The organism is Streptomyces sp. NPDC002886 (assembly GCF_042888445.1).
GTDB lineage: Bacteria > Actinomycetota > Actinomycetes > Streptomycetales > Streptomycetaceae > Streptomyces.
In genome coordinates this window covers 241,297-267,047 of the sequence record NZ_JBIAPV010000008.1, presented here as the reverse complement: position 1 = coordinate 267,047, position 25,751 = coordinate 241,297, and the positions used below count along the sequence as shown (strand labels likewise).

Annotated in this window: 16 protein-coding genes; 14 read left to right on the top strand and 2 right to left on the bottom strand. The window is 71.3% G+C overall.

Annotation, left to right across the window (positions count from 1 at the left end; all coding sequences use genetic code 11):
• The first annotated feature begins 54 nt into the window (after positions 1–54).
• Positions 55–1,563 carry a GTPase HflX gene (gene hflX / locus ACFYYB_RS30925; protein ID WP_389439360.1) on the top strand — a complete coding sequence of 503 codons (1,509 nt, stop codon included), beginning with the start codon at positions 55–57 and terminating at the stop codon, positions 1,561–1,563.
• Between the two features lie 155 nt (positions 1,564–1,718).
• On the opposite strand, the gene ACFYYB_RS30920 is transcribed toward hflX, so the two are convergent.
• Positions 1,719–2,888, bottom strand: coding sequence for a hypothetical protein (locus ACFYYB_RS30920; RefSeq protein ID WP_389439358.1), 1,170 nt, complete (start codon positions 2,886–2,888; stop codon positions 1,719–1,721).
• A 492-nt stretch (positions 2,889–3,380) separates the two neighbouring features.
• Here ACFYYB_RS30920 and ACFYYB_RS30915 point away from each other — a divergent pair, with 492 nt between their 5' ends.
• From ACFYYB_RS30915 to ACFYYB_RS30895, 5 genes are all read left to right on the top strand, one after another.
• Positions 3,381–4,652, top strand: a complete 1,272-nt coding sequence (locus ACFYYB_RS30915) for a diaminobutyrate--2-oxoglutarate transaminase family protein (RefSeq protein ID WP_389439466.1) — start codon at positions 3,381–3,383, stop codon at positions 4,650–4,652.
• Positions 4,653–8,128: 3,476 nt separating this feature from the next.
• Positions 8,129–10,105 carry an IucA/IucC family protein gene (locus ACFYYB_RS30910; RefSeq protein ID WP_389439464.1) on the top strand — a complete coding sequence of 659 codons (1,977 nt, stop codon included), beginning with the start codon at positions 8,129–8,131 and terminating at the stop codon, positions 10,103–10,105.
• Positions 10,106–10,137: 32 nt separating this feature from the next.
• Positions 10,138–10,836, top strand: a complete 699-nt coding sequence (locus tag ACFYYB_RS30905) for a GNAT family N-acetyltransferase (RefSeq protein ID WP_389439356.1) — start codon at positions 10,138–10,140, stop codon at positions 10,834–10,836.
• Positions 10,837–11,007: 171 nt separating this feature from the next.
• Positions 11,008–12,876 (top strand): IucA/IucC family protein, encoded by a 1,869-nt coding sequence (locus ACFYYB_RS30900; protein WP_389439354.1) that lies wholly within the window; start codon positions 11,008–11,010, stop codon positions 12,874–12,876.
• Between the two features lie 52 nt (positions 12,877–12,928).
• Complete coding sequence (locus tag ACFYYB_RS30895; protein WP_389439352.1) at positions 12,929–14,899, top strand: ATP-dependent DNA helicase; 1,971 nt, start codon at positions 12,929–12,931, stop codon at positions 14,897–14,899.
• A 67-nt stretch (positions 14,900–14,966) separates the two neighbouring features.
• Here the strand turns inward: ACFYYB_RS30895 and lexA are convergent, their stop codons facing one another.
• Positions 14,967–15,758: a transcriptional repressor LexA gene (lexA, locus tag ACFYYB_RS30890; RefSeq protein ID WP_327304201.1), complete on the bottom strand. Its 792-nt coding sequence runs from the start codon at positions 15,756–15,758 to the stop codon at positions 14,967–14,969.
• A gap of 478 nt (positions 15,759–16,236) precedes the next feature.
• Here lexA and nrdR point away from each other — a divergent pair, with 478 nt between their 5' ends.
• From nrdR to ACFYYB_RS30850, 8 genes are all read left to right on the top strand, one after another.
• Positions 16,237–16,746 (top strand): transcriptional regulator NrdR, encoded by a 510-nt coding sequence (nrdR, locus tag ACFYYB_RS30885; protein WP_250748823.1) that lies wholly within the window; start codon positions 16,237–16,239, stop codon positions 16,744–16,746.
• A 144-nt stretch (positions 16,747–16,890) separates the two neighbouring features.
• On the top strand, positions 16,891–19,785 hold the full coding sequence (locus ACFYYB_RS30880; RefSeq protein WP_389439349.1) for a vitamin B12-dependent ribonucleotide reductase: 2,895 nt from the start codon (positions 16,891–16,893) through the stop codon (positions 19,783–19,785).
• A gap of 346 nt (positions 19,786–20,131) precedes the next feature.
• Complete coding sequence (locus ACFYYB_RS30875; RefSeq protein WP_389439347.1) at positions 20,132–21,247, top strand: hypothetical protein; 1,116 nt, start codon at positions 20,132–20,134, stop codon at positions 21,245–21,247.
• A 284-nt stretch (positions 21,248–21,531) separates the two neighbouring features.
• Positions 21,532–22,272, top strand: coding sequence for a class I SAM-dependent methyltransferase (locus ACFYYB_RS30870; protein ID WP_389439345.1), 741 nt, complete (start codon positions 21,532–21,534; stop codon positions 22,270–22,272).
• 134 nt (positions 22,273–22,406) lie between these two features.
• On the top strand, positions 22,407–23,231 hold the full coding sequence (locus ACFYYB_RS30865; protein WP_389439343.1) for an arylamine N-acetyltransferase: 825 nt from the start codon (positions 22,407–22,409) through the stop codon (positions 23,229–23,231).
• Positions 23,232–23,263: 32 nt separating this feature from the next.
• Positions 23,264–23,869 (top strand): YdbC family protein, encoded by a 606-nt coding sequence (locus ACFYYB_RS30860; protein WP_250748831.1) that lies wholly within the window; start codon positions 23,264–23,266, stop codon positions 23,867–23,869.
• A gap of 163 nt (positions 23,870–24,032) precedes the next feature.
• Complete coding sequence (locus ACFYYB_RS30855) at positions 24,033–24,692, top strand: histidine phosphatase family protein (protein WP_389439341.1); 660 nt, start codon at positions 24,033–24,035, stop codon at positions 24,690–24,692.
• Between the two features lie 11 nt (positions 24,693–24,703).
• Positions 24,704–25,618 carry an ADP-ribosylglycohydrolase family protein gene (locus tag ACFYYB_RS30850; RefSeq protein WP_327304194.1) on the top strand — a complete coding sequence of 305 codons (915 nt, stop codon included), beginning with the start codon at positions 24,704–24,706 and terminating at the stop codon, positions 25,616–25,618.
• Positions 25,619–25,751 lie beyond the last annotated feature (133 nt).

Genomic DNA, 25,751 nt, shown 5'->3' with positions numbered 1-25,751 from the left:
CCTTGGCTCCGCTTCGCCTGACGCGGACGCATTCGAAAACGACGTAAGGATCCAATGACCTCCTCTTCTTCCCCTTCCCAGGACGCGCGGGACGACGCACAGGATGCGCCGGGTCCGCAGAGCTTCACCGAGAGCCTTCGGGCCGACGCCCTGATGGAAGAGGACGTCGCCTGGAGCCACGAGGTCGACGGAGACCGGGACGGCGCCCAGTACGAGCGCTCCGAGCGCGCGGCCCTGCGCCGCGTGGCCGGCCTCTCCACCGAACTCGAAGACGTCACCGAGGTCGAGTACCGCCAGCTCCGCCTGGAGCGGGTCGTGCTCGTCGGCGTGTGGACCTCCGGCACGGTGCAGGACGCCGACAACTCCCTCGCGGAGCTCGCCGCCCTCGCCGAGACGGCGGGCGCGCTCGTGCTCGACGGCGTCATCCAGCGCCGCGACAAGCCCGACCCGGCCACCTTCATCGGTTCCGGCAAGGCGCGCGAGCTGCGCGACATCGTGATGGAGAGCGGCGCCGACACCGTCGTCTGCGACGGCGAGCTCAGCCCCGGCCAGCTCATCGCCCTCGAAGACGTCGTCAAGGTGAAGGTGGTCGACCGGACCGCGCTCATCCTCGACATCTTCGCCCAGCACGCCAAGTCCCGAGAGGGCAAGGCACAGGTCGCGCTCGCGCAGATGCAGTACATGCTGCCGCGACTGCGCGGCTGGGGTGCCTCGCTGTCCCGGCAGATGGGTGGCGGCGGCGGTGGCGGCATGGCCACCCGCGGCCCCGGTGAGACCAAGATCGAGACGGACCGGCGCCGGATCCGCGAGAAGATGGCGAAGATGCGCCGGGAGATCGCGGAGATGAAGACCGGCCGCGACATCAAGCGGCAGGAACGGCGCCGCAACAAGGTGCCCTCGGTCGCCATCGCCGGATACACCAACGCCGGCAAGTCCTCGCTGCTCAACCGCCTCACGGGCGCGGGCGTGCTGGTGGAGAACGCGCTGTTCGCCACCCTCGACCCGACCGTGCGCCGGGCCGAGACGCCGTCCGGCCGGGTCTACACCCTGGCCGACACGGTCGGCTTCGTCCGGCACCTGCCGCACCACCTCGTCGAGGCGTTCCGCTCCACGATGGAGGAGGTCGGCGACTCCGACCTCATCCTGCACATCGTGGACGGCTCGCACCCGGCGCCGGAGGAGCAGCTGGCGGCGGTCCGCGAGGTCATCCGCGAGGTCGGCGCCGTCAAGGTGCCCGAGATCGTGGTGATCAACAAGGCGGACGCGGCCGACCCGCTGGTGCTCCAGCGCCTGCTGCGGATCGAGAAGCGCTCCATCGCCGTCTCGGCCCGCACGGGTCAGGGCATGGAGGAACTCCTCGCGCTCATCGACGCCGAGCTGCCGCGGCCGGCGATCGAGATCGAGGCCGTGGTGCCCTACACGCGCGGCGGGCTGGTCGCCCGGGCGCACGCCGAGGGCGAGGTGATCTCCGAGGAGCACATCGAGGAGGGCACCCTGCTCAAGGCGCGGGTGCACGCCGAACTGGCGGCGGAGTTCGCTCCGTACGTGCTCGCGAAGCACTGACGCGTACCGCGTAATGCGTACCGGGTGACGCCTGCCGAGGAACGCGTTACGCGTGCCGAGGAACGCGTAACGAGGAACGCGTAACGCCTTCCGGATGAACGGCCGAGGGCCCCCGCAGCAGCGGGGGCCCTCAGTCATGTGGTGCGCGGGTGCGGTTACTTGAACTTGCCGCTCACGGCGTCGAAGACGCCCTTCGCCTCCGGACCCAGCCGGGGCCCGGCCAGCCAGCCCGCCTTGGCGGGGCCGATGGAAGTGTTCGACACTAGCGCGGGCTTGCCGTCACTGCCCGCCGCGACCCAGCCGCCGCCCGAGGAACCGCCGGTCATCGTGCAGCCGATGCGGTACATCGTGGGGTCGGTCGCGTTCAGCGACAGCCGGCCCGGCTTGTCGACGCACTGGAAGGTCTTCTGGCCGTCGAACGGAGCCGCCGCCGGGTAGCCGGTGGCCGTCATCTTCGCGATCTTGGGCGCGGCCGGGGCGTTGAACTCCACCGGAAGCGCCGTACCGACCGTCTCCTCCAGCGACTTGCCGCCACCCTTCTCCGGGGTCACGTGCAGCACCGCGAAGTCGTACGGGGCACCCGCGCCGCCGGTCGGACCGCCGGTCGCGATCCACTGGTCGGAGGTCTGCGCCCAGTCGCTCCACCACACGCCGTACGGGGCCACTTCCTCGCGGGGCGCACCCTTGAGCGCGGCCGCGGACTTGCCCTTGTTGTTGTACGACGGGACGAAGGCGATGTTGCGGTACCAACCGCCGGCCTTGCCCGCGTGCACGCAGTGGCCCGCCGTCCAGACCATGTTGGACTTGCCGGGGTGCGCCGGGTCCTTGACCACGGTCGCCGAGCAGACCATCGAGCCCTCGGGGCCGTCGAAGAAGACCTTGCCGGAGGCGGGGACGCTCTGGTGGTAGGGCGCGGCCGCGGCCTTGGCCCGTACCGGAGGCGGCGTCGGGTCGGTGACGCCCTGGTCCTTGCCCGCATCGGGATCGACGGCGGGCGGCTGCGGCGTCTTGGCCGCGTCGCGCATCCGGTCCGGGTCCCAGAGGTCCTCGATGATCGGGTTGATGTAGTCGCCCGCCTCGCGGAGCCAGTCCTCCTTCTTCCAGTTCTTCCACTCACCCCCCTTCCACTTCTCCAGGTCGATGCCGTGCTCCTTGAGCTTGTCCTTGAGCCCGTCCGGGATCTGCACCCCGTCGAGGCTGGTGGGGAGGCTCACCGCCACGCTCGGCTTGGCGTCGGCCTCGCTGTCGCCGGGCCCGCACGCCGCGGCGGTCAGTGCGAGCGCGGCCGAGCACAGGATCGCGGTGACCGGTCGGATCGGTCGCATGTCGTGAATCCCCCTGGTGGTTCGGTGGTTCGGGATGGTGCCTGTGTTGACGGGCGCCGGGGTTGCAGCACCCCACTATGCCGCTGCCTTGGGGGACGGCACAGCCCGGGGCGCCGGTTCCGCGGTTGCGGGGGCGGGGTGGGGCCCGGGCCGCGGCAAGGGCTGGGGCAAGGGGCTTGGGGCGGGGAATGGATCTTGGGCCCAGGCATGGATCTTGGGCCGGAGCAAGGATCTTGGGACCACCCGTGATCCGTCGCCGCCACCGTCGTTGGTACGTACGGGGGATGGGGGAGCAGCGTGGGTGTTCGAGGCGCACCCCGGAAGAGCAACCGTGCGGGAGGAGCGACACTCGTGCCTTTGACGGCTTGGACGGGCGAGCAGGCCGAGCGGGCCACGGCCGGGGCGCAGGTCCCGCCGCAGGCGGACCGGGCGACGGAGACAGGGCACTTCGCCGGGCCGGGTCCGGCGCCCGACGGGGGTGCGGGGGAGGGGATCCTGCGCAGACAGGCACAACGGGAGTCCGCGGCACGGACGTACGCGCGCTCCCTGCCCATCGTGCCCGTGCGCGCACGGGGGCTGACCATCGAGGGCGCGGACGGACGCCGCTACCTCGACTGCCTCTCCGGCGCCGGAACCCTCGCCCTCGGCCACAACCACCCGGTGGTGCTCGAAGCCATCCGCGGGGTCCTCGACTCGGGGGCCCCGCTGCACGTTCTGGACCTCGCGACCCCGGTCAAGGACGCCTTCACCACCGAGCTGTTCGCCAACCTGCCGGCGGAGCTGGCCGCCGATGCCCGCATCCAGTTCTGCGGACCGGCCGGGACGGACGCGGTGGAGGCCGCGCTCACCCTCGTCCGCACCGCGACCGGCCGGTCGGGGCTGCTCGCCTTCACCGGCGCCTACCACGGCATGACCACGGGGGCGCTGGCCGCTTCCGGCGGGGCCACGGACGTCCGGGTGACCCGGCTGCCGTATCCGCAGGACCACCGCTGCCCGTTCGGAGTCGGCGGGGCCGAGGGGGCGGAACTGTCGGCCCGTTGGACGCGGAGCCTGCTGGACGACCCCAAGAGCGGGGTGCCCGAACCCGCCGGGATGATCCTCGAACCCGTCCAGGGAGAGGGCGGAGTCCACCCCGCCCCCGACGCCTGGCTGCGCAGGATGCGGGAGATCACGGCGGAGCGGGGGATCCCGCTGATCGCAGACGAGGTGCAGACGGGGGTCGGGCGCACCGGGGCCTTCTGGGGGGTCGACCACGCGGGGGTCGTCCCCGACGTGATGGTGCTCTCCAAGGCCATCGGGGGCAGCCTGCCGCTCGCGGTGATCGTGTACCGCGCGGAGCTGGACCAGTGGGCCCCCGGCGCCCACGCCGGCACCTTCCGCGGCAACCAGCTCGCCATGGCGGCGGGCACCGCGACCCTGGCCTACGTCCGGGAGAACGGCCTCGCGGAGCGCGCGCGGACCCTGGGCGCCCACATGCTCGCCGCGCTGCGCGGCCTGATGCCGACGCATCCGTGCGTGGTGGACGTACGGGGCCGCGGCCTGATGCTCGGCGTCGAACTGGCCGACCCGGACACGGGGGAGGCCGCGCCCGCCCTCGCCGGAGCCGTCCGCCAGGCCTGTCTGGACCGCGGTCTGATCGTGGAACTCGGCGGCCGCCACTCCAGCGTCGTCCGCCTCCTTCCGCCTCTCACCCTGACCGACGAACAGGCCGCGGCCGTCCTCGACCGCCTCGCCGACGCCATCTCCGCCGCCACCCGCCGCTAAGGACCCCCATGCCCGACCCCCTCCACCCCTCGCCCCCCTCCCCACCCCCCACCCCCACCTCGGCCGCGCTCACGGAGCCGTCGGCAGCGTCGGGGGCTGTCCTCTTCTCGCCCGCCCCTACGGGGTACTCGGCCAGTTCGGCGGTGGCGCCGGCAGCGGTGTCGGGCGCCGCGTCCACCTCGGCGGCGCCCACGGAGTCCCAGGCCCCGTCCATCGCGCCGCCGCTCACCCCCGCGGGCCCCGCCCTCGGGGTGCCGGTGTCCGCGCAACCGCCCGCCAACCCCCCGCAAGCAGCGCCGACTTCGGCCGCTGCCAGCCAACCTCCCGCGCCCCCGGCTCCGCTCGGGTCTGTACGACCTCAGGCCGCTGCCACCTCGCCCTCGCAGCTCCCCACGCCGCCGTGGTCCGCACACCTTCCGACCGAGCCCGACCCGTCGCCGGCGCGAACCATTCCGCTACGGTCCCCACTTGCTCCGGCCGAGCCCGCGATGCCGATGCCGATGCGGATGCCGATGCCCGCCGATCCGCCGGCTTCGCCGGACTCTCTGCCTTCTCCCGCCCTGAGGGCTGCTTCCGCGCCGCCCTCGTCCGTGGCTGCCGATCCACAACGGCCGGGGCTCGCTCCGGCCGAGCCTGCGCCGCTGGTGCCGACGCCCGCTGAGCCACTGCCGGCGCAGCCGGACTCTCCGTCGGCTCCCGTCCCCGCTCTGACGGGTTCTCCTGATCGACTGGGTCCGCCGCTCCCTCCGACTACATCCGCGGCACCCGCCGCGGTGCTCGATGGCGCACCACGGCACCTATCCGCGGCGCCTGAGTCCGCTACTCCGTCGTGGTCGCCGTCGTGGTCGCCGGTCAATCCGCTGCTGCCATCGGCTTCCTCGCCCACCCACGCGTCCCCTCCTCCCTCGGTGCCCACTGATCGACAGGGCTCGCTGCTCGCGCCGACTGCTTCGGTGAGACCTCCCGTGCCGCCTGGCGATGAGCCACGCTCCCTGTCCGCTCCGGGTGACCCCGTGCCCCCATCGCCGGTGCCGTCCGCGCCCGCCACCGGGCTACCGCTGTCTGCGTATCCCGATCCGCTACGGTCCCCCATCGCTGCGACGGCGCCGCTCCCGGTGTCCGCCGAGCCACCGGCGATGTCGGTACCGGCCCTGGATATGCCACTCGGTGGAGGGGTTGGTCCGGCCCCCTCTCCGGACACCTCAGGCCCCTCCGCTGCTCTCGGGTACGGGCACACGCCCTCGATGCTCCTCCCCGACGGCTCCCCACCGGGGCCTGCACTCGGAGAACCCGGGCTCCCCTCGACGGCGTCAGCCCTTCATCCCGATGTCCCACCCATGGTCGGGGCGCCCCCGGCGGCCGCGCAGGGTTCGCCTGCTGCGGCCGGACACCGGCCCTCGCGGCTTCCGAACGCAGGGCTCCCGCAGCCGCCGCCCGCCCCCGAGACCCGGCCCGTAGCGGAGAGCGCGCCTACGCCGTCCCCCGTCAGCCCAGCCGTCTCCAAGCCGCCGTCGCCCCCGACCATCGAACCCGCACCCATCCCGACCCCGACCTCGGAAGCCGCGCCCATGCCGCCGTCGCTCCCAGCCTCCGCAGCCGCGCCCACACCGCTGCCTGCCCCGGTCCCAAGCGCTGGGTCCCTGTCGCTGTCGCCTTCGACCTCGGAAGCCGCGCTTATGTTGCCGTTGCCCCCAGTCTCCGCAGCCGCGCCTATGCCGCCGTCGGCCCCGGCCCCGGCCCCGGCCCCGGCCCCGGGAGACGGGCTCGTGTCGCCGTCGCTCCTGGCCTCGGCAGCCGCGGCTACGCCGCCAGCTGACCTGGCCCCGGGTGCTGGGTCCCTGTTGCTGTCGTCTTCGACCTCGGAAGCCGCGCCTATGTTGCCGTTGTCCCCAGTCTCCGCAGCCGCACCCATGCCGCTTTCGGCCCCGGCCTCGGGAGACGGGCTCGTGTCGCCGTCGCTCCCGGCCTCCACAGCCGCGGCTACGCCGCCAGCCGACCTGGCCCCGGGTGCTGGCTCCCTGTTGTTGTCGTCTTCGACCTCGGAAGCCGCGCCTATGTCGCCCCCGCCCCCGGCCCCGGCCTCGGGAGAGGTGCCCATGCCACCGTCGGCCCCGGCCTCGGCTTCGGGAGCCGTGCCCATGCCGCCGTCGGCCCCGGCCCCGGCCTCGGGAGAGGCGCCCATGCCGCCATCGGCCCCGGCCTGGGGTGCTGCGCCTACGCCGATTTCAGCCCCGGCCCCGGGAGACGGGACCGTGCCGCCGTCGGCCCCGGCCGCGGCCCCGGGTGCAGGGTTGGCGGCGCCTCTGGACGATGGACCCTCACCGTCCCTGGCGGCATCCGTCGGGTACCCGGCGACCCGGGCGGCGACGGCCGTCGGTACCGAGCCCGCTGCTCCCGGTCCGCTCACGGACCCGGCAGGCCCGGGGGCCCCGGAGGCGGCGGCCCCGGTCAGCGCCACCTCCTCCGAAACGTCTGTCTCGGCATGGGCAGGCCTCTCCCCTTCCTCGGACACCTGGCCCGCTCCGTCACCTGCGGGTGTTACGCCCGGACCTGAGTCGCCTGCTTCTCCCACAGCCCCGGGCAGCGAGCTCTCACTCGCCGCCCCCGCAGGGCAGCCGGTACCCACACCGGTGGAACGTTCTACCCCGTCCGCCACCGAGCCCGGCGGGGCGACACCTCCTCCCGCGGCTTGGCAGCCGCCACCCGCACTGGCGGAACGTTCTGCCCGGCCCGCCGCCGAGCCGCTCGTGCCCCGCGGGGCGACACCTCCTCCCACGGCGTGGCCGCCGCTGCTCGCTCCGGAGGGCGGATACCCCCGGCCCGCCCTGGATCCGCAGGGATCCGGTGCGTCCATGCCTCCCTCCACGGTGTGGCCGCCGTTGCTCGCTCCGGAGGGCGGTTCCCCCCGGTCCGCCGCCGATGCGGCTGTGCCAAGCGGGTCTATGCCTGCCCCCACCGCTTGGCCGCCGCTGCTGGCTTCAGCGAGCCGTCCCCATCAGGCCGCCGATGATTCGGCCGCCCCCACCGGCCGGCCGCCGTTGGCCGGTTCCTTGGCGCGCCCCGGGACACCGGCTCTCGGTGACGCTGTGGACAGTGCGTCCTCGACCGGGGCTTCGCGGTCGGTCCCCGGTGTGGCAGACCTGGCGGAGGGTCGGCCCGCGCAGGGGTCCGCTGATGTGCCGACGGGCTCCCGCGGGGCGGAGGTTCGGGGAGCTGCGTCCGGCCCCGGCTCGTCGGCCGACCCGGCGCCGCCCGGCGGGGGACGTGCGGACGAGCCGTCCTCGGGAGGACAGGGCCAGGCCGCGCCCGAGGGGACTTCCGTGGCGGCCACTTCGGCGTCGGGTTCCACCGGTACGCCCACCGCCGCCGCGGACCCGGTGTCCTCGCGACAGGGTGCAGCCGGACCGGGGGAGCGGGCCGCAGCGTCTGCGGCGCCGGGTGAGGGTTTCACCGGTCCCGCCGGCGCCTTCCCGGGCATGCCGGCCGCGGGCATGCCCTGGCCGCCGGCCGAGCCGCAGCAACCTGCCGCGGTGCCACGGCAGAAGGACGGCTCCGCCCGCCCCCGCGCGGGAGCGGCCGATCCGTTGGACCACCCCGACCCCAGGGTCGCCGCCGAGGCCGCTTCGGTGGAGAACCTGCTGCGCTGCTGGGTCCGTGAGACCGGACTCGAACAGCCCGCCGGTCCCGTCCTGCGCATCCCCCTCCCCGCATCGGGCGCTGCCCTGCTCGTCGCGATCCGCTACTGGTCCGCAGCCGGCTGGCACCGCTTCGGCCCGGCCCGCATCGAAGGCGTTCCCGCCGCCGCCCCCGCCGTCGACGCGGTCACCCTCGCGGCGCTGATCTCCCGCGAAGGCGAAGCCGCCCAGGGGACCTCCGCCCACGGGACCTCCGCCCACGGGAACCCCGCCCACGGGGAGGGCGCCCGCGCGATCGGCCCCCACGAACACGGCGACGATCCCGCAACTGACGACCCCGCAACCAGTGCTCCCGCAACCGGCGCTCCCAACGTCGGCGCCCCCGGCGGCGCCGACCTCGTCGGGCGGGTCGCCGACTCCGTTCGCCGGACCGCCGAATTCATCACGGACCGCCGTCAACGCCCGGCCGCACCCGTCCCCGTCGCCGGGGACCGGTTCCTCACCGCCGAACAGTCCCTTCTCCTCGGCCATCCCCTGCACCCGACCCCGAAGAGCCGCGAAGGGCTTTCCGAAGCCGAAGTCCGCCGCTACTCACCCGAACTGCACGGCTCCTTCCCCTTGCACTGGGTGGCGATCGCACCCGCCGCTCTCGCCACCGACTCCGCCTGGACCGAACGCGGTCGCCCGGTCTCCGCCGCCCGGCTCCTGGGCCGCCTCGCCCCAGGGCTTCCGGTGCCCGACGGCGCCACCCCCCTTCCCCTTCACCCCTGGCAGGCCCGCGACCTGCTCCAGCGCCCCGCGGCGGCCGCCCTCCGCGACGCGGGACTCCTGCACGACCTGGGCCCGTACGGAGCCCCCTGGTATCCGACCTCCTCCATCCGCACCGTCCACCAGCCCGGCGCCCCCGCGATGCTCAAGCTCTCCCTGGGCCTGCGCATCACCAACTCCCGCCGCGAGAACCTCCGCAAGGAACTGCACCGCGGCATCGAGGTGCACCGGCTGCTCCGCACCGGACTGGCAGAGCGGTGGCAGGCCGCCCACCCCGGCTTCGACATCGTCCGCGATCCCGCGTGGGTCGCCGCCGACGCCCCGGACGGCACCCCCGTCCCCGGACTCGACGTCCTGCTCCGGCACAACCCCTTCCGACCGGGCGACGACGCCCTCTGTATCGCCGCGCTCACCGCACCCCGCCCCTGGCCCGGGCGGACCACCATGAGCTCCCGGCTCGCCGAGACGGTCTCGCGCCTCGCCACCACCACCGGGCGGACGACCTCCGCCGTCGCCGCCGAGTGGTTCCTGCGCTACCTCGAACACGTCGTCCTGCCGGTCCTCGCCTTCGACGCACTCGCCGGTATCGCCCTCGAAGCGCACCAGCAGAACACGCTGGTCCTCCTCGACCCGGCCGGCTGGCCGGTCGGCGGCCGCTACCGCGACAACCAGGGCTACTACTTCCGCTCCTCCCGTCGCGCGGAACTGGAGCGCAGGCTCCCCGGAATCGGTGCCACGAGCGACACCTTCGTCTCGGACGCCGTCACCGACGAACGCTTCGCCTACTACCTCGGCATCAACAACGTGCTCGGTCTCATCGGGGCCTTCGGATCCCAGCGGCTCGCCGACGAGCGCATTCTGCTGGCCGCCTTCCGTCGTTTCCTCAACAAGGCCAGGGGCCTCGGCCCGCTCCCCGAGAGGCTGCTCGACTCGCCCACCCTGCGCTGCAAGGCGAATCTGCTCACCCGCCTCGGAGGTCTGGACGAGCTCGTCGGCCCCGTCGATACCCAGTCCGTCTACGTCACCATCGCCAACCCCCTCCACGATTGATCCGTCAGCTTCGAAACGGAGAAGAGCCCCCGATGCCCTCCACCGACTTCCACACCGGCGTGCTCCTCACCGATGTGCACCGCACCGTCGCGACCGATGGGCACCGCACCATCGCGTCGCCGCGGCTCAGCGCCGAGTCGCTGCCCCGGCTCGCCGAAGCGGATCTACTCGACTCCCCGGCGGCCTGGGGCGGCGTCACGACGCGGTTTGGAGTCTTTCGCCTCGAACCCGTACGGCTCGCCCGCGACCTGGGGCTGCTCGCGCGGTGGATGAACGACCCGGAGGTGGACGCGTTTTGGGAACTCTCCGGCCCGGCAGCCGTCACCGCCGCCCACGTCCGGGCGCAGCTGGACGGGGACAGCCGCAGCATCCCGTGTCTCGGCCTCCTCGACGGCACGCCGATGAGCTACTGGGAGATCTACCGGGCCGACCTCGACCCGCTCTCCGCCCACTACCCGGCGCGGCCCCACGACACGGGTATCCACCTGCTCATCGGAGACGGCACGAACCGCGGCCGAGGTCTGGGCACCGCGCTCCTGCGCGCCGTCGCCGACCTGGTGCTCGACAACCGCCCCCGCTGCATGCGCGTCATCGCCGAACCGGACATCCGCAACACCCCCTCCGTATCAGCCTTCCTGAACTCCGGTTTCCGCTGTCCCGCCGAGATCGAACTGCCCGGCAAACGTGCCGCCCTGATGATCCGCGAGCGGGCGCTGCGCAATCTCCTCTGAGGCCTCCGACGTCTCTGAGATCTCTGAGAACGACCTTTGAGGGCGACCTCTGAGGACGACCTCTGAGCACTGCCCCGGAGTCCCGCAGTTCACGTCTACCTCGTCAGTGCCCGCACGCATCACCCCTAAAACCCTGCGTCGCGCAGCAAAATTTCCGACCCGAGGAGTCCCGTGCAGAATTTCTCCGCAGCCCCCGACTCCTCAGGTCCGCACTTCCCGGACACCGTGCCCCTGTCGCCCCAGCATCCGTGCACGCCGCCCGAACTGAACCGGCTGACCTGGGACTTCGCCGCCCGCCGCCTGCTCGCCAAGATGCTCGGCGAGTTCGCGTACGAGGAGATCATCACCCCGGTCCCCGCCCCGGCCGCCTCCGGCGACGCCTGGACGCTGACCCTCGACGACGGCAGCAGCCTCGGCTTCCGTGCGCGCCGCCGCGCGTACGGCAGCTGGCACGTCACACCCGACACGATCACCCTCACCCCGCAGCCCGCCTCCGCCGGGTCACCGACCGCCTTCGGGGACCCGTACGCCTTCCTCATCCGCGCGCGCACCCTCCTCGGCCTCGACGGCGCCACCCTCGGCCACCTGGTCCGCGAGCTCAGCGCCACGCTCGCGGCCGACGCGCGCATCGACCACACCGCGCTCACCGCGGACGTCCTCGCCGACCTCGACTACGCGGCCCTCGAAGGGCACCAGACCGGCCATCCCTGGCTGGTCCTCAACAAGGGGCGGATCGGACTCTCCGCTTCCGACACCGCCGCCTGGGCGCCCGAGGCCCGCACCGCCCAGCGCCTCCCCTGGCTGGCGGCCCACACCTCCCTCGCGCACTACCGGGGCACCGCCGGCCTGGAAGATCCCGCCCGCCTCTACTCCGCCGAGCTCGACCCCGTCACCCGAGCCCTCTTCGACCGGACCCTGCGCGACCGCGGCCTCGATCCGCTCGGCTACCTCTACCTCCCCGTACACCCCTGGCAGTGGGACGAGGTCCTGCTGCCCCTCTTCGCCCCGGCCCTCGCCGAGGGCACCCTGGTGCCGCTCCCCGCGGACCCCGACCTGCGCCTGCCCCAGCAGTCGATCCGCACCTTCCTCAACCTCACCCGCCCCGACCGCCACAGCGTCAAACTTCCGCTCTCCGTCTTCAACACCATGGTCTGGCGCGGCCTGCCCTCGGACCTGGCCCTCGCGGCGCCCGCCGTCACCGCCTGGATCCACTCGCTGCGCGACGGCGACCCCTTCCTCCGCCAGGAATGCGGAGTGATCCTGCTCGGCGAAGTCGCCTCCGTCACGGTCCGCCACCCCGTATACGACGCGCTCCCCGAAGTCCCGTACCAGTACAAGGAGCTCCTCGGCGCGATCTGGCGCGAGCCGCTGGCCGGCCACCTCGCCCCGGGCGAGCGGGCCCGTACCCTCTCCTCGCTCCTGCACACCGACCCCCGCGGCCGGTCCTTCACCGCCGAGCTCGTCGCCCGGTCCGGCCTGAGCCCCGCGGTCTGGCTCCAGCACCTCTTCGCCGCCCTGCTGCCTCCGCTGCTCCGCTTCCTCTACCGCTACGGCACCGTCTTCTCCCCGCACGGCGAGAACGCCGTCGTGATCTTCGACGAGCACGACGTCCCGGTCCGGCTCGCGGTGAAGGACTTCGTGGACGACGTCAACATCAGCGCGGAACCGCTGCCCGAGCTGGCGGCCATGCCCGACGAGGTACGTGCGGTCCTGCTCACCGCGCCCGCGGACTTCCTGCCCCAGTTCATCCACTCGGGGCTCTTCGTCGGCGTCTTCCGCTACCTCTCCGCCCTCTGCGAGGACCGGCTCGGGGTTCCGGAGGACACGTTCTGGTCCCTCGTACGGGCGGAGATCCTGCGTCACCAGGCCCGCTTCCCGGAGCTCAAGGAGCGCTACGAGCTCTTCGACCTCCTCGGTGAACGCATCGTGAGGCTCTGCCTGAACAGGAACCGCCTCTACGAGGACGGCTACCGCGACCGGCCGGACCGCCCGCACGCCGTGCGGTACGGCACCGTGCCGAACCCCCTCCACCGGTCATGAACGCTCGCCCGTGCGGTCACTGTCGGTGGAGCCCCGTAGGGTTGGCACTGCTATGACGAAGCCCTCCCTCCCCGACCTGCTGCACGCCGCCGTCTCCGCCGTCGGCGGCACGGAGCGCCCCGGCCAGGTGGCCATGGCCGAAGCCGTCGCCGAAGCGATCGACGACAGTTCCCACCGTCTCATCCAGGCCGGTACCGGCACCGGTAAGTCCCTGGGCTACCTGGTGCCGGCCCTCGCGCACGGCGAGCGCGTGGTCGTGGCCACCGCGACGCTGGCCCTCCAGCGCCAGCTCGTCGAGCGCGACCTGCCCCGGACGGTGGAGGCGCTGCATCCGCAGCTCCGCCGCCGCCCGCAGTTCGCCATGCTCAAGGGCCGCTCCAACTACCTGTGCCTGCACCGTCTGCACGAGGGTGCCCCGCAGGACGAGGAGGAGGGCCTCTTCGACCAGTTCGAGGCGGCCACCCCGACGAGCAAGCTGGGGCAGGACCTGCTGCGGCTGCGCGACTGGGCGGACGAGACCGAGACGGGCGATCGCGACGACCTCACCCCGGGCGTCTCCGACAAGGCCTGGGCGCAGATCTCCGTCTCCTCCCGCGAATGCCTGGGCGCGACGAAGTGCGCGTACGGCGCGGAGTGCTTCGCGGAGGCCGCCCGTGAGCGGGCCAAGCTCGCGGACGTGGTCGTCACCAACCACGCGCTCCTCGCCATCGACGCAATCGAGGGCGCCCCGGTCCTCCCGCAGCACGAGGTGCTGATCGTCGACGAGGCCCACGAGCTGGTGTCCCGGGTGACCGGCGTCGCCACGGGAGAGCTCACCCCGGGTCAGGTGAACCGCGCCGTGAAGCGTGCGGCGAAGCTGGTCGACGAGAAGACCGCCGACTCCCTGCAGACCGCGTCCGAGACCTTCGAGCGGGTCATGGAGCTGGCGCTCCCCGGCCGGCTGGAGGAGATCCCCGAGGACCTCGGGTACGCGCTGATGGCCCTGCGGGACGCCTCGCGCACCGTGATCTCCGCGATCGGCAACACGCGGGACAAGTCCGTCCACGACGAGGACGCCGTCCGCAAGCAGGCGCTCGCCGCGGTGGAGAGCGTGCACGGGGTGGCCGAGCGGATCACGGCCGGCTCCGAGTACGACGTGGTCTGGTACGAACGCCACGACCGCTTCGGAGCGACCCTCCGGGTGGCTCCGCTGTCGGTGTCCGGCTTGCTGCGCGAGAAGCTGTTCGCGGACCGCTCGGTGGTCCTGACCTCGGCGACCCTCAAGCTCGGCGGCGACTTCAACGGCGTCGCGGCGTCCATGGGCCTGTCCCCGGAGGGCGTCGAGGGCGAGGACGTGCCGCAGTGGAAGGGCCTCGACGTCGGCTCGCCCTTCGACTATCCCAAGCAGGGCATCCTCTACGTCGCCAAGCACCTGGCCACCCCCGGCCGCGAGGGCACCCGCGGCGACATGATGGACGAGCTCGCGGAACTGATCGAGGCGGCGGGCGGCCGCACCCTCGGACTGTTCTCTTCCATGCGCGGGGCGAAGGCCGCCGCCGAGGAACTGCGCGGCCGGCTCGAGAACCCGATCCTGCTCCAGGGCGAGGAGACGCTCGGTGAGCTGATCAAGGCCTTCGCCGCCGATCCGAAGACCTGCCTGTTCGGGACCCTGTCGCTGTGGCAGGGCGTGGACGTTCCGGGGCCCAGCTGCCAGTTGGTGATCATGGATAGGATCCCGTTCCCGCGCCCCGACGACCCGCTGATGAGCGCCCGCCAGAAGGCGGTCGAGGAGCGCGGCGGGAACGGCTTCATGTCCGTCGCGGCGACGCACGCGGCGCTGCTCATGGCCCAGGGCGCGGGTCGGCTCGTTCGGGCCACCGGGGACAAGGGTGTCGTGGCGGTCCTGGACCCCCGGCTGGCCACGGCCCGGTACGGGAGCTTCCTGCGGGCCACGCTGCCGGACTTCTGGTACACCACGGACCGCAACCAGGTCCGCCGCTCGCTCGCCGCGATCGATGCGGCCGCCCAGGCCGAAGGCACGTAGCGCCGAGACACAAAGCAGCTCCGGGACCGGCGCAGTAGGTCCCGGAGCTGGATGAGGGCGCGGGCAGTCAGAGCCGGCGCAGTACCGCCACGACCTTGCCGAGGATGGTGGCCTCGTCGCCGGGGATCGGCTGGTAGGCGGCGTTGTGCGGGAGCAGCCAGACGTGGCCGTCCTCGCGCTTGAAGCGCTTGACCGTGGCTTCGCCTTCGAGCATGGCGGCGACGATGTCGCCGTTCTCGGCGACGGGCTGGCGGCGGACGGTCACCCAGTCGCCGTCACAGATCGCGGCCTCGATCATCGAGTCGCCCACGACCTTGAGGCAGAACAGCTCTCCGTCGCCCACGAGCTGGCGGGGGAGGGGGAACACGTCCTCCACCGACTCCTCGGCGAGGATCGGGCCGCCGGCCGCGATCCGGCCGACCAGGGGGACGTACGAGGCCGCGGGCTTGCCCGTGGTGTCCGTGGGCTGCGAGCTGGGCTGGTCGGAGCCGCGGACCTCGTACGCCCGGGGGCGGTGGGGGTCGCGGCGCAGGAAGCCCTTGCGCTCCAGGGCCATCAGCTGGTGCGCGACCGACGAGGTGCTGGACAGGCCGACCGCCTGGCCGATCTCCCGCATCGACGGCGGGTAGCCGCGCCGCTGCACCGAGTCGCGAATGACCTCGATGACCCTCCGCTGCCGGTCCGTGAGCCCGGAGCTGTCGGCGCGGATGCCTGGAGGTCGCCCGGGCAGCGAGCGTGCGGGGCGTACGGGCTCCGCCTCCGGGTTCAGACTTGCGTCATTCATGGCATGCACCGGCTCAAGTCGGCTCTGGGAGCGGTTCTGGGCAGTGATGGTGGCACTGTCTGCGGTGGTGGTCACGTCGGCCCCTCTCGAAATGTTCTCCCTAGCTGGACAACGGTAGTTGCTTTCGAAAGGTTGCGCCAAACACACGTTCGAGTGAAAAATCGGAGATCACCCACCGTGTTCACTTCGTGAGGTGTATATGCCGCCGCTGGGGCCGTCCGGGCCGAACGGAGGTTCGGCTCCGGAGCCACTGCTTACGGTACCCTTCCGGGTCGGGTCGCCACCGTCCGGGTCTGCGCCCAGTGTGGCACCGCGAGGCCTGTTATCCGGCCACCGGACGCCGCGACACGCGGAGCGGTGTAAATCCACCACAACCCAAGATCTAGTGGTTGGATGAGCGCTGCCACCCAGAAGTTGTGGTCCTCGGTCTGCCGGGGCCCCCGACATCGCATATGCTTGTGGCTGCTTCGAGAGCCTCCGACAGAGCTTCGACTCTGCCGTTCAGGGGTCTCACGAGGTGATTCAGTCGTGTCAAGAGGAGGGTGAGGGAACCATGCACTGCCCCTTCTGCAGGCACCCCGACAGCCGTGTCGTCGACAGTCGCACCACCGACGACGGCACGTCGATCCGCCGGCGCCGCCAGTGCCCCGACTGCTCCCGTCGCTTCACGACGGTGGAGACGGCCTCACTGATGGTGATCAAGCGCAGCGGGGTGACCGAACCCTTCAGCCGTACCAAGGTCATCTCCGGCGTGCGCAAGGCGTGCCAGGGGCGGCCGGTCACCGAGGACGCCCTCGCCAAACTCGGCCAGCGGGTCGAGGAGGCGCTGCGCGCCACCGGGAGCGCCGAGCTGACCACCCACGACGTGGGTCTGGCCATACTCGGCCCGTTGCAGGACCTCGATCTGGTCGCGTACCTCCGGTTCGCGTCCGTTTACAAGGCGTTCGACACACTCGAAGACTTCGAGACCGCCATCGCGGAACTCCGCGTGCCGCGGCCTCATGAAGAGTGCGAGCCCGGTGGGACCGCTCCGGTCCCCGTGCCCGCCTCCGCCGCCGACTGACCGGCCTGCCCGTTCCCCGTCGCACGCGCGTCGCGGAACGGTCGGTGGGTCCGGCGAAGAAGACGTAGATACAAGACACACAGCACCGTGCCGCGGAATAGCGCTGGCACTTTAGGGCGTTTTGCCCGCATTGGGAGGAACGGCATGACAGAGACGGCGAGCAGCTCGGCACGAGGTTCCCGCGCCAAGGGCACCAAGACTGCCAAGAGCGGCCTGCGTATCGAGCGCATCCACACCACCCCGGGCGTGCACCCGTACGACGAGGTGACCTGGGCGCGCCGCGACGTCGTCATGACCAACTGGCGCGACGGCTCGGTCAACTTCGAGCAGTACGGCGTCGAGTTCCCCGACTTCTGGTCGGTGAACGCGGTCAACATCGTCACCAGCAAGTACTTCCGCGGTGCGGTCGGCAGCCCGCAGCGCGAGACCGGTCTGAAGCAGCTCATCGACCGGATCGTGAAGACGTACACGAAGGCCGGCGAGGACTTCGACTACTTCACGTCCCCCGCCGACGCGGAGATCTTCGAGCACGAGCTGACCTACGCGCTCCTGCACCAGATCTTCAGCTTCAACTCCCCGGTGTGGTTCAACGTCGGCACGCCCCAGCCGCAGCAGGTATCCGCCTGCTTCATCCTGGCCGTCGACGACTCCATGGAGTCGATCCTCGACTGGTACAAGGAAGAGGGCATGATCTTCAAGGGCGGCTCCGGCGCCGGCCTGAACCTCTCCCGCATCCGCTCCTCCAAGGAGCTCCTCTCCTCCGGCGGCAACGCCTCCGGTCCGGTCTCCTTCATGCGCGGCGCCGACGCGTCCGCCGGAACGATCAAGTCGGGCGGCGCCACCCGCCGCGCGGCCAAGATGGTCGTCCTGGACGTGGACCACCCGGACGTCGAGGACTTCATCGCGACCAAGGTGAAGGAAGAGGAGAAGATCCGCGCCCTGCGCGACGCGGGCTTCGACATGGACCTGGGCGGCGACGACATCACGTCCGTCCAGTACCAGAACGCCAACAACTCCGTCCGCGTGAACGACGAGTTCATGACGGCCGTCGAGAACGGCACCGAGTTCGGCCTGCGCGCCCGCATGACCGGCGAGGTCATCGAGACGGTCGACGCCAAGTCGCTCTTCCGCAAGCTCGCCGAGGCCGCGTGGGCCTGTGCCGACCCGGGCATCCAGTACGACGGTGTGATCAACAACTGGCACACCTGCCCCGAGTCCGGCCGCATCACCGCGTCCAACCCGTGCAGCGAGTACATGCACCTGGACAACACGTCCTGCAACCTCGCCTCGCTGAACCTGATGAAGTTCCTCGACGACGACGGCAAGGGCAACCAGTCCTTCGACGCCGAGCGCTTCTCCAAGGTCGTCGAGCTGGTCATCACCGCGATGGACATCTCCATCTGCTTCGCGGACTTCCCGACGCAGAAGATCGGCGAGAACACCCGCGCCTTCCGCCAGCTGGGCATCGGCTACGCCAACCTCGGCGCCCTGCTGATGGCCACCGGCCACGCGTACGACTCCGACGGCGGCCGCACCCTCGCCGCCTCGATCACCTCGCTGATGACCGGTACCGCGTACAAGCGCTCCGCCGAGCTGGCCGCGATCGTCGGCCCGTACGACGGCTACGCCCGCAACGCCGAGTCCCACAAGCGCGTCATGAAGCAGCATGCCGACGCCAACGCCGTCGCGCCGCGCACCGAGGACCTGGACAACATCATCTGGGCCGCGGCCACCGAGGCCTGGCAGGACGTGATCCGCCTCGGCGAGAAGAACGGCTTCCGCAACTCGCAGGCCTCCGTCCTCGCGCCGACCGGCACCATCGGTCTCGCGATGTCCTGCGACACCACGGGCGTCGAGCCGGACCTGGCCCTGGTCAAGTTCAAGAAGCTCGTCGGCGGCGGCTCGATGCAGATCGTCAACGGCACCGTGCCGCAGGCCCTGCGTCGCATGGGCTACCAGGAAGAGCAGATCGAGGCGATCGTCGCCCACATCGCCGAGCACGGCGTGGTCGTCGACGCCCCGGGCCTGAAGCAGGAGCACTACTCGGTCTTCGACTGCGCGATGGGCGAGCGTTCCATCTCCGCGATGGGCCACGTGCGCATGATGGCCGCGATCCAGCCCTGGATCTCCGGCGCGATCTCGAAGACGGTCAACATGCCGGAGACGGCGACCGTCGAAGAGATCGAGGAGATCTACTTCGAGGCCTGGAAGCTGGGCGTCAAGGCGCTCGCGATCTACCGCGACAACTGCAAGGTCGGCCAGCCCCTCTCCGCGAAGAAGAAGGAAGAGGAGAAGGTCGAGGTCACGGCCAAGGCCGAGGACACGATCCGCACGGCGGTCGAGAAGGTCATCGAGTACCGCCCGGTCCGCAAGCGCCTCCCGAAGGGCCGCCCGGGGATCACCACCTCCTTCACGGTCGGTGGCGCCGAGGGCTACATGACCGCGAACTCCTACCCGGACGACGGTCTCGGCGAGGTCTTCCTGAAGATGTCCAAGCAGGGTTCGACCCTCGCGGGAATGATGGACGCCTTCTCGATCGCCGTCTCGGTCGGTCTGCAGTACGGCGTCCCGCTGGAGACGTACGTCGCGAAGTTCACGAACATGCGCTTCGAGCCGGCCGGCATGACGGACGACCCGGACGTGCGGATGGCGCAGTCGATCGTCGACTACATCTTCCGTCGCGTGGCGCTCGACTTCCTGCCCTTCGAGACCCGCTCGGCCCTCGGCATCCACTCCGCCGAGGAGCGTCAGCGCCACCTGGACACCGGTTCCTACGAGCCCCTCGAAGAGGAGCTCGACACGGAGTCCCTGACCCAGGCGGCCCCGGTCGCCGCGGTCCAGACCGTCCCGGTCGTCAAGCCGGTCACGCTCGCCCCGGTCCCGGCCCCCAAGACGGCGCACTCCAACGCCGAACTGGTCGAGATGCAGCTCGGCGTCTCCGCCGACGCCCCGCTCTGCTTCTCCTGCGGTACGAAGATGCAGCGCGCCGGCTCCTGCTACATCTGCGAGGGCTGCGGCTCCACCAGCGGCTGCAGCTGAAACTGAGCGGAATCGCGTCGGACGCAACATCCGACGTAGCCCGCGCACGTAGCTGACCAGCAGCTCACGAAGGGGACCGACCTTTGGCCGGTCCCCTTCGTCGTGCCCGTGACCTGGGCTGCGTAAGCAATTCGACGATGTTGCGTTCCATGCAACATGAGCAGAGGGGCGGATCTGACGCTGAACTTGTTCAGCGGAAACTCACCGGCTGGTGGAGGAACTCACGGCGGGGGACCCGCGCGTGGCTGCCGATGCAACGAGCCGCTGCGTCGACGGCTTGTTGCGGCAACCGGTGTCGTGACATCCTCTTGGCCATGATCAAGAGAATCGAGTCCTCCGTCCGCCGATGAGCGAGACGACCGGGATGGGACTGCCCGGATCACCGACAACACTGTTCGACCACGCGCTGCGGCTGCATCTCCTGGCTCCAGATGAGCCGCTTCCGCGCGATGGGTACCCCTTTCCCGACGACGCGTCGCACCGTCGCCGAGGCTCGAAGGCACCCAAAGACCGGCACTCGGCCGGCAGGGATATTGCACGCATTCTGGACGCGCATTTCGCGAGGGCCTCTGCCCTGCCCAGCGAACTGGCCGATGTCTTCCACGACGTCTACGTCCCGATCCACCACAACGAGCACATCGCCGCCGTGGCTGAGCGGGTGGACACGGAACGCGCTCGTCAAACGGGCCGCTGGCTCGTCCGCCATGGCCTTGATCGCTGCTCAGTAACCGTCGGGCTTGCCCTGCTCGCCGTTGTGGGAACCGTCGACGACATCCCACTGATCCAGACGATCGGGCTGCTCTCCGACCGCTTCGGGCCGCTGGCGGCACATGCCTTCGAGCGGCAGGCCGGAGGAGTCGAAGCCCTGCTCTGGCTCGCGGAGCGAGTCACAGGCTGGGGACGCGTCTATGTCGTTGAAGCACTCTGCAGACTCGACGATCCAACTGCCCGGCCCTGGCTGCTTCGCCGGGCCTGTGACGGCGACTTCCTCAACGGATACTTCGCCGGCAAGGTCGCCACAGTGGCCAAGCTCCATGAGGCGCTTGCAGACCTCGATTCAGACAGCGAGATGGTCGACCATATGGGGCGGCTGCTCCATATGATGAGCGACTGCGCGGGGATGGGGCTCACCCTCGCTCACTACCCCCATTCGGGAATGGTCCTGGAAGCTCATGCTCGACATGTGGGTTCGCTCAGCCCGACCATCGAGCGTTACTTCACCATCGCGCTGCTCACTCAGCACCTGACCACGGAGCCTCCCAAGGCTGCGGGGTGCACTGCGGCGCAGCAGGAAGAGTTCCGGTTGACGTACCTCGAGGTCCTCGACCGAGAGGCGTGGACCCACACCGCTCGCGCCGGCTTCGCGGCGGATGACAACCGGATGCGGTGGCTCGCCGACCACAGGGCGCCGCGGCTCAGGCTGCGTGCGTTCCCCGATCGAGATCCGGATGTCGCGGAATAGCGGACGCCAGGAATAGGTGGTCTCCGCCAGTACATTGGCGGCATCGCCTCGGGCGCGCTCCGACGTAGTGCGTGCAGGGAGTCGACCAGCAGCTTCGTGAAGGGGACCGGCCTGGGGTCGGTCCCCTTCGTCGTGTTTGTGGCCTGTGCGCGGCAATGATCTTTGTGGGTTTTGCCAGTACGGCGGTCCGCCGGCGGGCGGGAAGACTGCCCGTCGGAGGCCGAGGCGCACCCCGGGGACGGGGGCCGAGGCCGTGAACACGACGAACCACGGGGGAGAACACGATGAGTGCACAGCAGTATGACGAGATAGGCGAGGCGTACGAGGGATTCAAGGCCCTGCCTCTGGAGCAGTTCGTGGTGGTGCCCGGCTTCCTGGCCCTGGTCGGGGACGTGAGCGGCAAGTCGGTCCTCGACCTGGCTTCCGGCACCGGCTTCTACAGCCGCGAGTTCAAGCGGCGCGGTGCCGCGGACGTGCTCGGCATCGACATCTCCGGCGAGATGGTCGCCGTCGCGCAGAAGCTGGAGGAACAGAATCCGCTGGGTGTGCGCTACGAGGTGGGCGACGCGTCCGAACTGCGGGCCTTCGAGCAGCGCTTCGACGTCGGTCTGGCGGTCCAGCTGCTCAACTACGCGCCGGACACCGCCACCACCGAGCTGATGTGCCGCAACATCCACCGGAGCCTGAAGCCCGGCGCGGAGCTGTTCCTGCTCAACCAGTCGCCCGACTACCGCTTCGACGGGCCGACGCCGGAGAAGTACGGCTTCCGCAGCGTGCTCACCGGCGAGGAGGGCGAGACCGGACCGAAGGTCAGGACTACGGCGCTGCTCGAACCGCCGGTTTCCTTCGTCGCCAACCGCCCGCGTCGCGAGGTCTACGAGAAGTCCCTGGAGGCGGCCGGGTTCAGCGAGCTGACCTGGGTCCCGCTGGAGGTGTCGGAGGCCGGTCTGCGCGAGTTCGGCGCGGACCACTGGGCGGACCTCCACGCCAACCCCCCGCTGGAGATGCTGCGCTGCCGCGCCTGACCGCCGATCTGACCGGGTGGTCGAAGGAACGGGGACCGGCCGGGTGCCGGTCCCCGTTTTCCGTGCCGGGATGATGGTGCGAGGCGGGGACGGGGAACTCCCCGCGAAATCGTGATGCGCAGAACGGGGAAGCCATGTGGAGCGGTGACGAACTGGACCTGGACGCCTACCTGGCGAGGATCGGCTGGGAGGGCGGGGAACTCCGTGCGGACCTCGCGACGTTGAAGGCAGTACACCGGGCCCACGTCGGTGTGATCACCTTCGAGAGCCTGGACGTACTGTTCGGCCGCACCGTCGGGCTGGACGTCAAGACGGTCGAGGGCAAGCTCGTGCACGACCGCCGCGGCGGGTACTGCTACGAGCAGAACACCCTGCTGGCCGCCGCCCTGGAGCGGATCGGCTTCGAGGTCTCGGGACGCGGCGCCCGCAACCGCACCCGGGGGGACGCCCTGACCGCGGTGACGCACGCCGTCCTCGTCGTCACCGTCGAGGGGGAGCCCTGGCTCTGCGACGCCGGGTTCGGGTGGCAGGGGCCGCGCGAACCCGTGCCGCTGGCGCGCCCCGGCGCCGAAGTGCGGCAAGGGGAGTGGGTGTTCCGCGTCCGGGAGGAGGCGGACGGGGTCCTCGTGCTGTGCGTACCGCGCGAGGGCGTCTGGCGGGACCTGTACGCCTTCTCCCCGCAGCCCTACCACCCCGTCGACTACGTGGTGCTGAACCACTACAGCTCCTCGCACCCCCGCTCCTCCTTCGTCGGCCGGGTCGTCGTCCAGAAGCAGGCCGACTCCGAGCGCCTGGCCCTCGTGGGGCGGGAGCTCTCCCGGCTGCTCCCCGACGGGCGGATCGAGCGGCGGGAGGTGCCTGCCGGGGAGCTGCTCGCCCTGATCGGGCGGGAGTTCGGGATTCGGCTGTCCGAGCGGGACGAGACCGAACTCCTTCGGCTATACCGCGCCGAGGACTGACCCGGGCCCCGTCGGGCCCGTACGATGGCGCAGTGCTGGTCAAGTGGATTCGCTGCACGGTGACGGACCGACGCGGGTTCGAGCGTGGGCAGCGCAAATGGGCCGGGCTCCCCGGCGAACCGGGATTCCGGGGGCAGGGCGGCGGCTGGAGCCGGGGCCGGCAGGGGGTGGCGCACGTCTTCACCTTCTGGGAGAGCCGTTCCTTTTACGACTCCTTCATGGCTCGCTCCCACGACCGGCTGGCCGCTTCGCAGAACGGCACCTACACCGACGCGCGGGTCACGCTCTTCGACCACCGCTTCGACGTGAAGACCGGCTTCGAGCCGCGCTTCACCGACGCCGACGTCGTCCGGGTCGCCCACACCCGGGTGCGGGAGGGTCGCGTGGACCATTTCGCGCTCATGCAGGAGAAGGTCTGGAACCCGGCCATGGCGGGATCGCCCGGCATGGTCCGGGGCCTCTTCGGTGAGGCTCCGGGCCGCGAGTTCCTGGTGCTGTCGATGTGGCACGCGGCGGCCGAACACGGCAAGTACCGGCAGGAGCGCGTGGAGCGGCTGTCGCTGCGGGCCCAGATCCAGGCCGACGTGGAGGCCCTCACCGGGGACGTCGTCGACCTCGAACCGTCCTGGACGGTGTGACGGGGCCTGGCTGACGGCCTGGGTGGCGACCTGCCCGAGGATGCCCGAGGACCTGCCCGAGGACCTGGCCGGCGCCCTGACTGACGACCTGACTGTATGGCCGCCGGGTCCGACCGGCGAGCCCCGGTCGGTGGGCCCGGCGGTGGCCGAATAGGGTCGTGGGATGGTTCGACCACGGCGCATCGTCCTTGTCCGACACGGGGAATCGGAGGGCAATGCCGATGACACGGTGTACGAGCGGGAGCCCGACCACGCCCTCCGGCTGACCCCCACCGGCCGCGAGCAGGCGGCGGAGGCCGGCGTACGCCTGCGCGATCTCTTCGGGGACGAGCACGTCAGCGCGTACGTCTCCCCCTACCGCCGGACCCTGCAGACCTTCCGCGAGCTGCGCCTGGACCCCACGCGCGTACGGATGCGCGAGGAGCCGAGGCTGCGCGAGCAGGACTGGGGGAACTGGCAGGAGCGGGAGGAGGTACGGCTGCAGAAGGCGTACCGGGACGCGTACGGGCACTTCTTCTACCGCTTCGCACAGGGGGAGTCGGGCGCGGACGTGTACGACCGGGTCGGGGCCTTCCTGGAGAGCCTCTACCGCAGCTTCGAGGCCCCGGACCACCCGGAGAACGTGCTGCTCGTGACCCACGGCCTGACGATGCGGCTGTTCTGCATGCGCTGGTTCCACTGGTCCGTGGCCGAGTTCGAGGCCCTGTCGAACCCGTGCAACGGCGAGTACCGGGTGCTGATGCTGGGCTCCGACGGCCGGTACCGGATGGACCGCCCGTTTGAGCGGTGGACCACACCCGAGCCTTACGACCTGGACGGCTAGAGTGACGCGCGATGACCGCTGACTCCTCTCCCGAAGGGCGCTACGCACGCGCCATGGCCAGCCTCCGCGGGCTGGCCCTGGGCGACGCACTGGGTTCCCAGTACTTCGTCCCCGTGAACTACCCGCTGCTCAAGCGGCGCGAGCTGCCCGAGGGCAGCGATCCGTGGCAGTGGACCGACGACACCGAGATGGCCTGCTCGGTGGTGGCCGTGCTCGCCGGGCACGGCCGGGTGGACCAGGACGCGCTGGCCGCCTCCTTCGCCCACCACCACGACTTCGACCGCGGCTACGGGCCCGCCGTGAACCGGATGCTGCGCCTGGTCCGCGAGGGCGCCGACTGGCGCACGCTCGCCGCGGAGCTGTTCAACGGCCAGGGCTCCTGGGGCAACGGCGCGGCCATGCGGGTCGCCCCGCTGGGCGCCTGGTACGCCGACGACCCGGAGCAGGCCACCCACCAGGCGGAGATCTCCGCCTACACCACCCACCAGCACCGCGAGGCGGTGTGCGGCGCTATGGCCGTCGCCGCCGCGGCCGCGCTGGCGGCCGATCCGGCCGGGCCGCCGAAGGCCGCGGACCTGCTGGACGGGGTGATCGCGCTCGTCCCGCGGAGCGCGGTGGGCGCCGGGGTGCGGCGGGCGCGCGACATGCTCGACTACGGCGACGCGACCACGGTGGCCGCCGTACTGGGCTGCGGGCGGCGCACCAGCGCCCACGACACCGTGCCGTTCGCCCTGTGGTCGGCGGCGCGGGGCCTGGAGGACTATGAGCGGGCCTTCTGGACCACCGCCCAGGTGGGCGGAGACGTGGACACGACCTGCGCGATCGTCGGCGGAGTGCTGGGCGCACGCGGGGACGCGGTGCTGCCGTCGGCCTGGCTGGCCCGGACCGAGGCGCTGCCGGCCTGGCTGCCGGAGGCGGCGGGGTAGCGGGTAGCGGTGCAAGGGGTGGCCCTCCCTTTGTCACGGTCCTGCCACAGGCATCTTTTGAGCCTGTTCAAAACCGCATAGGACCGGCCTACCCTGTCGGCTTCGCCATCCCCGCCCGACGGCGGGGGGAGGC

Bases quoted from the DNA above. Each gene is read 5' to 3' on its own strand.
- hflX (WP_389439360.1), top strand. From the start codon at position 55: ATGACCTCCTCTTCTTCCCCTTCCCAGGACGCGCGGGACGACGCACAG.
- ACFYYB_RS30920 (WP_389439358.1), bottom strand. From the start codon at position 2,888: ATGCGACCGATCCGACCGGTCACCGCGATCCTGTGCTCGGCCGCGCTC.
- ACFYYB_RS30910 (WP_389439464.1), top strand. From the start codon at position 8,129: ATGCCGGCCGCGGGCATGCCCTGGCCGCCGGCCGAGCCGCAGCAACCT.
- ACFYYB_RS30905 (WP_389439356.1), top strand. From the start codon at position 10,138: ATGCCCTCCACCGACTTCCACACCGGCGTGCTCCTCACCGATGTGCAC.
- ACFYYB_RS30895 (WP_389439352.1), top strand. From the start codon at position 12,929: ATGACGAAGCCCTCCCTCCCCGACCTGCTGCACGCCGCCGTCTCCGCC.
- nrdR (WP_250748823.1), top strand. From the start codon at position 16,237: ATGCACTGCCCCTTCTGCAGGCACCCCGACAGCCGTGTCGTCGACAGT.
- ACFYYB_RS30880 (WP_389439349.1), top strand. From the start codon at position 16,891: ATGACAGAGACGGCGAGCAGCTCGGCACGAGGTTCCCGCGCCAAGGGC.
- ACFYYB_RS30875 (WP_389439347.1), top strand. From the start codon at position 20,132: ATGAGCGAGACGACCGGGATGGGACTGCCCGGATCACCGACAACACTG.
- ACFYYB_RS30870 (WP_389439345.1), top strand. From the start codon at position 21,532: ATGAGTGCACAGCAGTATGACGAGATAGGCGAGGCGTACGAGGGATTC.
- ACFYYB_RS30865 (WP_389439343.1), top strand. From the start codon at position 22,407: ATGTGGAGCGGTGACGAACTGGACCTGGACGCCTACCTGGCGAGGATC.
- ACFYYB_RS30855 (WP_389439341.1), top strand. From the start codon at position 24,033: ATGGTTCGACCACGGCGCATCGTCCTTGTCCGACACGGGGAATCGGAG.
- ACFYYB_RS30850 (WP_327304194.1), top strand. From the start codon at position 24,704: ATGACCGCTGACTCCTCTCCCGAAGGGCGCTACGCACGCGCCATGGCC.